This window comes from Achromobacter sp. MYb9 (genome assembly GCF_002975275.1).
In the GTDB taxonomy this organism is placed as follows: Bacteria; Pseudomonadota; Gammaproteobacteria; order Burkholderiales; family Burkholderiaceae_B; genus Achromobacter.
In genome coordinates this window covers 46416-58732 of sequence record NZ_PCOQ01000009.1, presented here as the reverse complement: position 1 = coordinate 58732, position 12317 = coordinate 46416, and the positions used below count along the sequence as shown (strand labels likewise).

Annotated in this window: 10 protein-coding genes and 1 tRNA gene; 4 read left to right on the top strand and 7 right to left on the bottom strand. The window is 64.2% G+C overall.

The window, feature by feature from the left end:
- Positions 1-219 precede the first annotated feature (219 nt).
- Entirely contained in the window at positions 220-1227 is a 1008-nt protein-coding gene (locus CQ050_RS15110) for a tripartite tricarboxylate transporter substrate binding protein (protein WP_105557654.1), read from the top strand.
- Position 1228: 1 nt separating this feature from the next.
- Here the strand turns inward: CQ050_RS15110 and CQ050_RS15105 are convergent, their stop codons facing one another.
- The 6 genes from CQ050_RS15105 to CQ050_RS15080 form a co-directional block, all read right to left on the bottom strand.
- Entirely contained in the window at positions 1229-1813 is a 585-nt protein-coding gene (locus CQ050_RS15105; protein WP_105557653.1) for a glycerol-3-phosphate responsive antiterminator, read from the bottom strand.
- Positions 1814-1815: 2 nt separating this feature from the next.
- Positions 1816-3372 (bottom strand): FAD-binding oxidoreductase, encoded by a 1557-nt coding sequence (locus CQ050_RS15100; RefSeq protein WP_105557652.1) that lies wholly within the window; start codon positions 3370-3372, stop codon positions 1816-1818.
- Positions 3369-5048 (bottom strand): glycerol-3-phosphate dehydrogenase/oxidase, encoded by a 1680-nt coding sequence (locus tag CQ050_RS15095; protein ID WP_105557651.1) that lies wholly within the window; start codon positions 5046-5048, stop codon positions 3369-3371. Before CQ050_RS15095 ends, CQ050_RS15100 begins: the two co-directional genes overlap by 4 nt.
- A complete protein-coding gene (locus CQ050_RS15090; protein WP_105557650.1) occupies positions 5045-6586 on the bottom strand; it encodes an FGGY family carbohydrate kinase in 1542 nt (513 codons plus the stop codon). The genes CQ050_RS15095 and CQ050_RS15090 overlap by 4 nt, the downstream gene beginning before the upstream one ends.
- Positions 6583-8040 (bottom strand): MFS transporter, encoded by a 1458-nt coding sequence (locus CQ050_RS15085; RefSeq protein WP_105557649.1) that lies wholly within the window; start codon positions 8038-8040, stop codon positions 6583-6585. The genes CQ050_RS15090 and CQ050_RS15085 overlap by 4 nt, the downstream gene beginning before the upstream one ends.
- 283 nt (positions 8041-8323) lie before the next feature.
- A complete protein-coding gene (locus CQ050_RS15080) occupies positions 8324-8773 on the bottom strand; it encodes a hypothetical protein (RefSeq protein WP_105557648.1) in 450 nt (149 codons plus the stop codon).
- A gap of 311 nt (positions 8774-9084) precedes the next feature.
- Between CQ050_RS15080 and CQ050_RS15075 the strand changes: the two genes are divergently transcribed.
- Together CQ050_RS15075 and CQ050_RS15070 are read left to right on the top strand one after the other, a co-directional pair.
- A complete protein-coding gene (locus CQ050_RS15075) occupies positions 9085-10320 on the top strand; it encodes a molybdopterin-dependent oxidoreductase (protein WP_105557647.1) in 1236 nt (411 codons plus the stop codon).
- 10 nt (positions 10321-10330) lie between these two features.
- Positions 10331-10690 (top strand): sulfite:cytochrome C oxidoreductase subunit B, encoded by a 360-nt coding sequence (locus CQ050_RS15070; protein WP_105557646.1) that lies wholly within the window; start codon positions 10331-10333, stop codon positions 10688-10690.
- Between the two features lie 273 nt (positions 10691-10963).
- Here the strand turns inward: CQ050_RS15070 and CQ050_RS15065 are convergent.
- Positions 10964-11050 (bottom strand) — tRNA-Leu (locus CQ050_RS15065).
- A gap of 47 nt (positions 11051-11097) precedes the next feature.
- Here CQ050_RS15065 and dapC point away from each other — a divergent pair.
- Entirely contained in the window at positions 11098-12294 is a 1197-nt protein-coding gene (gene dapC, locus CQ050_RS15060) for a succinyldiaminopimelate transaminase (RefSeq protein WP_199196822.1), read from the top strand.
- The last annotated feature ends 23 nt before the right edge of the window (positions 12295-12317 follow it).

Genomic DNA, 12317 nt, shown 5'->3' with positions numbered 1-12317 from the left:
CGCGGGGTGGGAGTCCGACACGGCATTGAATCAAATAACTGGATATATATCCAGTTATTCCACAATGGGCCGACCGCAGCCGTCAAATTATTTTTGACACCATGTCAACCACAGACAGCATTGTCAAAGAAACGTAGCAAGGCAAGAATCGCCGGATAAGCGCGATGGCGTCCGGGCCTCTCCCGAGCGGACAAACGCGCAACTTCCGGAGACAAGCCCATGACCGCGCACGCCCCTTGCCTGCCGCGCCGCCAGTGGTTGAAACAAAGCATCGGGAGCCTGGCCGCGCTTGGCCTGCCCGGTGTCTGTTTCTCGCAAGACGCCTGGCCGGCCAAACCCATCAAAATCGTGGTGCCCTATAACGCCGGCGGCGCCACCGATATCGTGGCCAGGCTGGTGGCGGAACGGCTATCCGCCGCGGTCGGACAACCGGTTCTGGTCGAGAACCGCGGCGGCGCGTCCGGCATCATGGGCACTGACGCGGTCGCCAAGGCGGCCCCGGACGGCTATGCCCTGACCGTGTCGCTAAGTTCATCGCTGTTGTTGAACCAGTTCCTGTACAAGAGCCTGCCCTACGATACCGGCCGCGACCTGGTGCTGATCTCGCAAATTGCGATGGCGCCCGTGACCCTCGTCGTTCATCCCAGCGTGCCCGCCCGCAATGGCCCGGAACTGGTCGACTACGTGCGCCGCAACCCGGGCAAGCTGGCTTACGGCTCTTGGGGCGTGGGCTCCTACGCGCATCTGGGAGGCGCCTATCTGAGCGAAACGCAACGGGGCGATATGACGCACATCGCCTACAAGGGCGAATCGCCAATGCTGCAAGACCTGATCGGCGGGCGGATCCAGATGGCGTTCGCCAGTGCGCTGGGTGCCAAACCCTATGTCGACAACGGCAGGCTGGCGCTGATCGGCGTCACCGGCGAACAGCGCATGCAAGTGCTGCCCGACTCGCCGACCCTGGCCGAGCAAGGCCTGACGGACGATGCCTACCGGGTGGTCGGGTGGGTGGCGATAGCGGCGCCCATCCAGACGCCCAAGCCCGTCGTGGCGCGCCTGGCCAGCCTGATGCAGACCATGACGCGCACGCCCGACATGCAAGAGCGCCTGAGCGCGATGGGCTTCATCGCGCTGGGCAACACGCCCGAGGTCTTCCTGGCGAACTACCGGGGCGAGTACGCAGTGTGGCAAGAACTGGTGCGCAAATCCGGCGCCCGCCTGGACTGAGTCAGCCCTTGAGCTGACGCGGGTCCAGGCTCCACAGGGCGTGGTCGCTGGTCGATACGCCCACCGCGCCGTGCTTCATCGCGATGCCGATATCCGTCTGGTTGCAGACGAATCCCGAGGCCACGATGGGCGGCAGCGCCTTCAGGTCCTGCTCCGCCATGTGCGTCAGCATCGGCGCCGGCATCAGTTGAACCAGGTTGGGGTCGCTTTGCTCAAGGGCCTTGACGCTGCGCGGCCAGGTGGAACGGTCGGTCACGAACACCTTCTGCATCGTGACCATGCCCGCCCGGTTGGCGCGCTGGATGGTGGCTACCCGCGTGGACACCAGGCTGGCCACGCCGATGTCCGCCAGGTATTCCACGCCGCCCTTGTCTTGCGACAGGCCTTCGCAGCTGTCTATGTTGACGATCGCGAACTTGCCCGCCCGATTCAAAGCCGCGATCACGGGCGCCAGCTTGCGCAGTTCCACGTTGGCAACGATGCCGATTTCGGCCACGCTGCTCACGAAGGTATTGATCTGCTCAAGGCCGTACATCGTCGCGATGACGGGATGACGCGCCAGACATGCCCCGAATGACCTATCCATGGTTATCGATCTTCCTGACCGTAAAAGCGCTGATCGCTTAGCCCCAGCTTGCCGGGGTTAAGGATGTTCTGCGGATCCAGTGTGCGCTTGATCGTGCGCAGCACCTCGAACGCGCCGCCCAACGATTCCTGCATGTACGGCGCGCGCAACAGACCCACCCCGTGATGGTGGCTGAGCGCGGCATTATATTTAATCAGCACGGCGTTGGCCGCATCCCAGGCCGCGCGATACCACTGGGCACGCCGCTCCACCTGGACTTCGCCGCGCAATGAAAAGTACAGGCAGGCACCGTCGACATAGGCGTGCGATTGATGCGCGGAACCGGCCAGCGTGCCGGGCACCGCGTTGACCGCCGCCACCACCTCTGCGTAGATGGCAGGCAGGTCGCTCCAGCGGCCTGCCATTTCCAGCGTGTCGGCGACGAACCCCGGGCTGCGCTTGAACCCTTCGGCGCTCTTGCCGGTCAGGTAGCGGGTTTCCAGCCAGCGTTCGAAGACCGCCTCGCCATCCAATTTTTCGCCTAGCTCCTCGCACACGCCCTCGCTGATCTCCATCACCGCGTCCACGATCTGCCGCGCCCCTTCGTCGGCCACCAGCAGCACATTCAAGTCCGGGCGGTTGAACTGCACGCCGCTTTCCAGTTCGTCGTACAGCCGCAGCGCCGCCGGATTGGCGCCTCGCTGCATGATTTCGCGGCACGCGTCGAGACCGATGGCGAACGTCTTGAAGCCATAGGCGATGGCGCGGCCGTAGTCCGGCAGGCGATGCAGCTTCAGGCGCAGCCGCACGATCACGCCCAGCGTGCCTTCCGAGCCGATGAAGACCTGTTGCAGGTCGGACCCCACCGCCGCGCGCGAGTACCCGCCCACGGTGATCAGGCTGCCATCGGCCAGCACGACGTCCATGCCGAAGACCATGTCTTCGATCTTGCCGTAGCGCGTGGACAATTGGCCCGCGCCGCGGCACGCCGCCCAGCCGCCGACGGTGCTGATGCCGAACGACGACGGCCAATGGCCCATCGTCAGGCCATGCTCTTTCTGGATCGTTTCTTCGAACACATCGCCGAACATGCCGGCCTCGACCTCGACGATCTGGCTTTCACGGTCCACGCCGATCAGTTTGTTCAATTGGCAAACGTCCAGCACGATGCCGCCGCGCACGGGCAAGGCGGCGCCCGTGACGTTGCTGCGGCCCGCGGACACGGTGACAGGAATGGCGTCCGCGTTGGCGATGCGCATCACGGCCTGCACCTGCTCTACCGTCGACACCTTGACGATCACTGCCTGCGGCGTGGCGGGTTTTCCGCCCGTTTCCGACACCATCGATGCCGCCCACCAGTCGCGGGTCCAGGCCACGACGTGGGCGGTATCGGTCAGGACTTCGTCCGCCACATGCCGCAAGGCGTCGATCCGCGCCTGCGGCACGCGTACCGGATCGCGCTGCATTCCGGGCTCGGAACCGGTCGCGCTGAGTGCCGCCGCATAGGCGGGCGGCGTGTGCGCGCCCACGACGTAATTACCGCGGTTGTAACCGCGCTTGATGGCTTCTTTGCTGATCATTCCTTGTCTCCCATGAGTACGGATTTTTCGTGTTTGACGGCAGCCAGGTAGTCATTGACCTGCTGCGTGATGTGTTCGGGCGCAAGACCCAGTTCGGCTTGCAGGATCTGCCCCACCCGCGCCGCGGCCAGCGCCGATGCGTCGCGCGCCATCAGGCGGGCGCGCATCCGGCGGGACAGCACGTCCTCGACCGTCGCGGCCAGCTCATGGCGCACGGCGTAGAGGACTTCGGCCTCGGTATAGGGCAGGCCCTGCACAATGGGCGCCTGCAGCGCTGGCGACGCTTGCATCAAGTCACTGACGAAGCGCGCCTCGGTGCCATAACGTTCGCCCAGATGCGCCGACATGCCACCTGAGGCCACGATGGCCTGCGGGTCATACCCCGCCGCCCCCAACAAATAGGCCTTCTTCGTCTGGCAAGGGTTGCGCTGGCCAATGACCTGCTGCGCGGCGTCGATCGTCTGCTCGGCCATGTGCCGCGACGTGGTCAGCTTGCCGCCCACGATCGTGACCAGGCCATCCGCGCCCACGCGAATTTCGTGGTTACGCTTCATCTCCAGCGTCTTGCCGCCGGGCGGGCCGACCAGCGGGCGGCAGCCGGCGATGCTGCCCACGACGTCGTCGGGCTGCAGGTCCGTCTTCAATGCGGAACGCGCGCCTTCCAGCAGGAAGTCCAGTTCGCGGCGCGTGCAATAGACATCGTCCAGATCGCCTTCATAGTCTTCGTCCGTGGTGCCCAGATAGGACACGTTGCCCCAGCGCGTGATGGTCGCGCGGCGGCTGCGGCCGGGCACCGGAATGGTGACCGTGCAATCGTTGCGCACCTTCAGCCAGGGCACGGCCACGTGCACGCCTTTGGCAGGGCGAACCTGCAACGCGGGGGCATCGCCCCGCTTCGCTCCGCTCCAATCGCGCAACCACACACCGGTCGCCATGATGACCACGCCAGCGCGCGCGCGAATCTCTTGCTGACCGGCCTGGACGATCACGCCGTCCACCTTGCCCTGCGCGTTGCGCGTCACCTCGATCGCCTTCGCGTGATTGATGACCGTCGCGCCGTGAAAGGCAGCCGTGCGCGCCACGGCCAGGGTCAGGCGTGCGTCGTCCACTCGCGCATCGAAGTACAGGAACCCGCCTAACAGCCCCTCTTCCTTGAAGCTCGGGCAATGCGACAGCACTTCCGCGGCGGTCAATTTCTGATGCAGGATGCCTTCGCGCCACCCGCCCGCCATGTCGTAGGTCCACAGCAAACTTTCAAAGGCCTTGGCCAGGCGCTTGTCGAACACCCCGTCCCGCTCCAGGATCGGAAACAGGAACGGCAGACGCTGCACCAAATGCCGGGCGTTTCGGCGCAGCCGCTGGCGTTCGTGCAGGGAATGGCGCACCAGGCCCAGGTTGCCCTGTTCGATGTAGCGCAACCCGCCATGCACCATCTTCGATGATTTGGACGATGTGCCCGACGCGAAATCGTCCTTCTCGATCACTGCCACGCGGTAGCCGCGCAGACTGGCGTCCAAGGCCGCATACACGCCGGTAATGCCGCCACCCACGATCAGCATGTCGTACTGCTCACTGCCCAACCTGTCCAATTGCTCTTGCCGCATCAGACGTAATGGCTCGGTGTTCGTCATATCGGCCCGGTCCTTCCTGGGCTTTCTGGATAGCCAACCGATCATTTGTGCAACGCCTCCTCTTTTTCCTGCTTGAACTGTCTGACGTGACCCAATTCAGATCCCACCCGCGCGTGCCACAAGGCCCGTCGCCGCGCACGCTCATTCGCGTCGATGGTCGGTTCGAATACCGCGTCGGTCGCGATGGTCTGGCAAGCCTCGCGCAGCGAGGGCCACAACAGTCCGGAGGAGCCCGCCAGATACGCAATGCCGCGCAGGCTGGCCCGGTCCGATTCCTGCATGCGGCGGATGGGGATGCCGATCAGGTCCGCCTGAATCTGCAGCAAGGGATCGCTGCACGACAAACCGCCGCCCACCACCAATTCGGACACCCGCACCCCCGACACGGCTTCATCCGCCTCGATGCAGCTGGCCACGGAATGCGCGATGCCTTCCAGAATGGCGTAGGCAACGTCGGCCTGCGTCGTCGCCATGGATACGCCGGTAAGCGACGCGCGCGCGGCTGCCTCCATCTGCGGAACGCGCAGCCCCGTCAGCGCCGGCACGAACGTCACCCCTTGCGAGGAGCTCACCGTGGCGGCCAGCGCACTGATCTCGCGCGCATCCGCGAACCACTTCAGCTTTTCGCACACCCAATTCAGGGCCGAGCCGGTTGTGGCCACAAACGTCTCGACGGCAAAATGCGACACCCCGTGCTGGCGTCGCGCGGTCATCGTCAACGACCCCTCGGACAGGCCGGAATTCACAGGCGGCTCGGGTCCGATGATCAGGTCCACGAAGCTGCCCGTGCCATGCACGCACATCGCCTGCCCGCGTTCCAGGCACCCCAGGCCGATAGCGCCCGCATGCTGGTCGCCCGCCGACGCCAGGATCGGCACGTCGATGCCCAGCACGTCTGGCCGCGTCCGCCCGAAGTCGTCCGCATCCTGCCGCAAGGCGGGCAAGAGCTCGAACGGAAAGTCCAGCGCCTGCGTCCACTCCAGGTAGTAGCGGTGATCCGCCAGCACATAGGCCCCGGCCGACGTGGCGTTGGTCGGCGTGGTCACGACCTCCCGCCGCTGCGAGAAATGCCACAGCAGCCAGCTGTCCACCGTACCGAACGCCAGGCGTTTCTCGCGCCAGGCCTGCGCCACTTGCGGCGTGTCCCGCAGATGGCGCGCCGCCCAAAGATAGAGCGACCGCACGCCCACAGGACGGCCCACGCGATCCCGCAGGCGCACATCCCACTCGGGCGCCAATTGGTCCAGCTCGTCCACGAAACGCGTGTCCTGCCAGACCATGGCGGGCACCAGCGCGGCGCCCGTCTGCGTGTCCCACAAGACGGCCGTGGCGCGCTGCGTCGCCAACGCCAGCGCGGCGATGCGCTGCCCTGCCCGTTCCGCTTCCGCAATGGTGGCGCGGCAGACGCTGATGGTCTTTTCCAGGATCTCGTTGGCGTCCTGTTCGACGACGCCAGGCCGGGGCGTCTCGACGTGCAGCGTCAGATACGCCAGGCAGGACACATGCCCGTCGGCGGACACGGTGGCCGCCCGCGTGCCGGACGTGCCCTCGTCGATGGCCAGAATCACATCGTTGTTTGTCATCGCGCAGCTTTCCCAATGGCAGGGTCCAGGGAGGCCAGCGCGACATCGTCCTTGAACTGCGGCGCGCCGGCTTCCGTGTCGGGATTGATGGTGGTTCGGGTGGGGTCCCACTTGATCACAAAGCAGATGATGCTGGCGATCAAGGGCACGACCGACAGGATCAGGAAAGTCCTTTCTAGGCCGTAGTTCTCGCGGAAAATCGGAAACACCAGCAAGCCGATCGCCGCGCCGGTGGACCCCAGCGCCCCGATGATGCCGTTGGCGCCGGCCCGCAACTCGCTGCGAAACGACAGCGACGACAGGCTCTTGCCGTTGGCGCCCGGGCCACCGGAGTGGAACAGGATGAAGAGCGACGGCAACGCGACCGCCAGCCACAGCGGCATTTGCCCATGGAACGTGCCCAGCACGAGCAAGATCACGAACACCATCGCGAAACCGAACGCCGATGCGCGCCGCAGGCCCAGTTTGCGGCCGATGTAGGGTGACAGGAAGCCGCCGAAGATGCCGAAGATGTTGAACACCAGCGCGCCGATCGTCGCGTAGATGAAGTCCTTGCCGAACAGCGCCGCGCTGATCAACGGCAGATACCAGCCGACGGCAAAGTACTGGATCGACTGGCCGATCTGCACCGTGGCCGCCAGGATCGTGCGCGGCAAGTACACCCCGCGAAAGATCAGCAGCACATTGGCCAGTCCGCGCTTGGCCTGGTTGGTAACCGGCACCCGCTCCGCCAGCGGCGCGGCGGCAAACGCCTGTCCGTAGATCCGCGTCATCGCCTGCGCCGCCTGCGCGACCCGTTCCTTGCGCGCCAGCCAGATGGGGCTTTCGACCATGTAGCTAAGCTGCAGCACCAAAATGACCATGGCGAAAACTGCGGTCGCACCGACCGAATAGCGCCAGATCGAGTCGCCCACGTCCCATGAAAAGAACAGCATCGCCAGCAGCAGGTTCGTGCACACGGCCGTGTACCACATGCCCTGCCAGGTATTCAGGCGGCTCTTGAACTTGACGGGAGTGAACTCGGCCAGCACCGCCATGGCGATGGCGAAGTCGATGCCATACGCCGCGCCCACAAAGAAGCGGCCCGCCAGGATGACTTCGAAATTGGGCGCGAACATCACCAGCCCGGCGCCGATCACCGCCAGGAACTTGGCGATGATCAAGGGACGGATGCGCCCCCAGCGGTCTGCCATCCACCCGCCGATCGGGTTGAACGCAATGGCCACCCAGGAGGCGAACGAGGTCATCAACGCGACCTGGCCCGCCTTCAGGCCCAGATCTCGGGTCATCGGCCCCAAGCCCGCGCTCAATGCCGAGTTTGCAAACGCATCCAGGAACAATCCGCCTAGGGCCAGCCACCAAATCAGGCCAGCGCGGCCGGCAATGCCGGGGCGGGAATCGATAAAAGCGATGACATCGTCGATGCCACGTATTTTCACGGTCGATGATTGCACAGTCGTCTCCTCTTGGAATTATTTCTGTAAGAGGTCGACGCAATCTGCACGCGATAAAAGACCACCTTACAGATGGTCTTTTATCTAAATCTGTGCGGTGACTTTATGGGCTGCGCGAGGGGGTGTCAAGCAGATTGGGCATCAGGACAAACCCTGTCCCGATGGGTTTTCCGGGTGCGCCAGACGGGCAGCTGATGGCCCTGTAGAAAGCGGTATCAAGGTATGCAAGAGGCAAACCGGGCAGCCGTGTTGGCCGCCCTTGCGGCGCGCCGATTATCTCGGGTCAGGCGCCCATCAGAATGCCGAGGCGGCTATTCCAGGTATCGCCATACGCTTTACCGATGACGGGAATGTGAATCAACGGCCTTTTAAGATCGTTGGTGGAAAAGGCGAAATGGACATTCCTGAACGCCAGTCCGCCATTGCCGGAAACCTCGGTCCATTTCAACTGCCATTGCCTGATGTATGAAAAGTCGAGGACCTCGCCCGGATCCTTCGCCCCCGACACCATGCAGAGTTTCCGAGTTTCGGGATCAAACGCAATGACAACTTTCTTGGCCTTGTCGCTAAGAATCAGTTCGCTGTCGACATTGGTTTCGGGGAAAGACGTGCCGAGTCGCTGGTTGTGTTCGCGAAACTTCGCCAGCAACGCTTTATGCCGCTTTTGTTGACGGTGGATTGCCCAGGCGATCAGAGCAACGATGGTTACGACGATGGAGATTAAATCAAACATGGCACTGTTTTCCCTTGGCCTATGGAAGCTGTATCGGCATTAACGGCAACCGGAGCGGAAAACTTGAGCGTCGTGTTGCGTTGGTTCAGTGCTTTCCAGGCTTGACTATTACCCGGGATCGAAGGACGCGGAGCCGCTGCTTGAACGTCAGCCTCGTCGGAAGACGTGCGCGGACTGTACGGATAACGCGATTTCTGGAACGGCCGTTGCGTGGCGCCGCAACAATTAACGTGGCCGTCAGCTAGCCCGGCGTAGCCTGATTCGACGGCACCGCGAGTCGCCGGGCACTGGAAAACAACGAGGAGACAAGCATGAGCACATTCGATCCGGATGGGCGCCGGCGCTTCCTGCGCCAAGCCTGTACCGTGGGCGCGGCCGGCACGCTGGCCGGCCATGCCCTGGTCAGCTTGGCCGCCCCGGCCACCGTCACACTACCTTTCGCAAACGGCGAGCGCGACTTGATCGCCTACCCGCAGAAGCGCCCTCTGATCCGCCAGACCTCACGGCCGCCGCAGCTGGAAACGCCGTTCGAGGTGTTCAACGACAGCGTCATCACGCCCAACGATGCGTTCTTCGTGCGCTACCACCTGGGCAACATTCCCACAGCCATCGACCCCGCTACCTACCGGCTGCGCGTCGGCGGGCTGGTCGGCACGCCACTGAACTTGTCGCTGACCGACCTGAAGCAGCAGTTCGGTGCCCCCGTCGAGCTGGTGGCCGTCACCCAATGCTCCGGCAACAGCCGGGGTTTTTTTGAACCGCGTGTGGGTGGAGGCCAGCTGGGCAATGGCGCGATGGGCAACGCCCGCTGGGTGGGCATTCCGCTCAAGCGCGTCCTGGAAAAGGCTGGCATCCAGGCCGGCGCCCGCCAAATCACCTTCGAAGGCCTGGACCGGCCCGTGCTGCCTGCCACCCCGGAATTCGTCAAGGCGCTGGACGCGGCCCACGCCCTGGACGGCGAAGTCATGCTGGCCTACGCCATGAACGGCGAAGACCTGCCCATGCTCAATGGCTATCCCGTGCGGCTGGTGGTGCCCGGTTATTACGGCACCTACTGGGTCAAGCACCTGGCCGACATCAAGGTGCTGAACACCGAGTTCGACGGCTTCTGGATGCAGAAGGCCTACCGCATTCCCGATAACGACTGCGCCTGCACTCCGGTGGGCAAAGCGCCAGAAAAAACCCGCCCCATCGGCCGCTACAACGTACGCAGCTTCATCACCAGCCTGACCGACGGCGCCCGCGTGGCCAAAGCCCAACGCGTGCCGGTGCGCGGCATTGCCTTCGACGGCGGCCGCGGCATTCGCGACGTGCAATTTTCGGCCGACGGCGGCAAGACCTGGCGCGCCGCCTCTCTGGGCGAGGACCTGGGCCGCTATTCCTTCCGCGAGTGGCACGCCGACTTCACGCCCGAGCAGGCCGGCGCCTACGCCCTGAAGGTCCGCGCCACCAATACGGCGGGCGAAACCCAACCCTTGGACCCGCTGTGGAACCCATCCGGGTACATGCGCAACGTGGTCGAAACCGTGCGCGTCGACGCTGTGTAAGGAGCCCCCCATGACCCGCCCCGCCCGTCGTCATCCTCACGGCCGCCTGGTCAGGCTGGCCGTCGCCCTGGCCGCTATTTCTGCCTGCGCATCCGCCGCCGCCCTGGACATCCAGCTCCCCCCGGAAACCGCAACGCTGCACCCCGGCACCGGCGCCGGTGCCCAAAGCGCGGCCCTATGCCTGATGTGCCACTCGGTCGATTACCTGTCGTCGCAGCCGCCGATGCCATTGGGTTTCTGGGATGCCGAAGTCAAAAAGATGGTCGGCACCTACGGCGCGCCCATTCCGGCCGAACAAGTGCCGCTGATCGTGCAGTACCTGAATCAAGCCTATCCCCCGCCCCAGCCTGCCGGGTCTCCCAAGCCCTGAGGCCTGGTTTCCCCGGCGCCGCCCTTGCTGACGTTGCCGCACCATCGGTCCCCGCGCTTGCGGAAAGTACCCGATTCGTCCCCCTTTGGCGTAGATCCTGGCGTGGATTTGGCGTAGGGACGTGGCGCTTCATGGGAGGTGCCTGAATGGGGGATGCCTGAATTGGAGGCAAAAGAAAACCCCCGGCGCATTCGAGCGCTCGGGGGTTTATGACATTGTCGGCGCAACACCAACCAACGGCCAAACAGCGGCCGAACAACGTCAGGCAATATATGGTGCGAAGGAGGGGACTCGAACCCCTACACCTGTTACGGCGTCAGGACCTAAACCTGGTGCGTCTACCAATTTCGCCACCTTCGCTAAAGGTCAAGCCCGCTATTGTAGCTTGCTTGTTAAAATCTTGCGTCATGAATCCGCGCCTCGATGCTTTACACCCCTACCCGTTCGAAAAACTGCGCGCGTTGTTGGCTTCCGCCAACGCGCAGCCGGACGGCCTGACGCCCATCAATCTGTCGATCGGCGAGCCCAAGCACGCCGCGCCGGAACGTATCGAACAAGCGATCCGTGACCACATGGGCGGGTTGTCCGTGTACCCCTCCACCAAGGGCGACCCGGCGCTGCGCCAGGCGATCTCTGGCTGGCTGGCGCGCCGCTACAGCATTCCCGCCCCCGACGCGGACACGCAGGTGCTGCCGGCCCTGGGCTCGCGCGAAGCGCTGTTCGCGTTCACGCAGACGGTGATCGACCCGTCGGCGGGGTCGGTGGTCATCTGCCCCAACCCGTTCTATCAGATCTATGAAGGCGCCACGCTGCTGGCGGGCGCCACGCCCTACTTCGTCAACGCCGATCCCTTGCGCAATTTTTCCAGCGACTGGCAACAAGTGCCGGAGGATGTCTGGAAGAAGACGCGGCTGGTGTTCGTGTGTTCCCCCGGGAATCCGGCGGGCAACGTCATGTCGCTGGACGAGTGGGAAACGCTGTTCAAGCTCTCCGACTGCCATGGCTTCGTCATCGCGTCGGACGAGTGCTATTCCGAGATTTATCTGGATGAAGGCAACCCGCCCCTGGGCGGTCTGCAGGCGGCACGCCGCCTGGGCCGGGACGACTACCGTAACCTGGTGGCGTTCTCAAGCCTGTCCAAGCGCTCCAACGTACCCGGCCTGCGCTCGGGCTTCGTCGCCGGCGATGCCGCCCTGATTGGCCGCTTCCTGCTGTATCGCACGTATCATGGCAGTGCGATGAGCCCCCTGGTGTCCGCGGCGAGCGTCGCGGCCTGGTCCGACGAAGCGCACGTGAAGGACAACCGGCGCCTCTACCGCGAGAAATTCGACGCGGTCGTGCCTATTCTTGAAAGCGTACTGGACGTGTCGCGCCCGCAGGCGTCTTTCTATCTGTGGGCGGCCACGCCGGGGTCGGATACGGCCTTTGTGCGTGACCTTTACGGCCGCACCGGTGTTACCGTTCTGCCGGGCAGTTTCCTGGCGCGGGAAGCGCATGGCGTGAATCCCGGCCACGGCCGCATCCGTATTGCGTTGGTGGCGCCTTTGGCTGACTGCGTGCAGGCAGCCGAACGCATCGCCCATTTTGTACATACTTCTGTTTGATCAACCTTTAAAAGCTGAGCCGC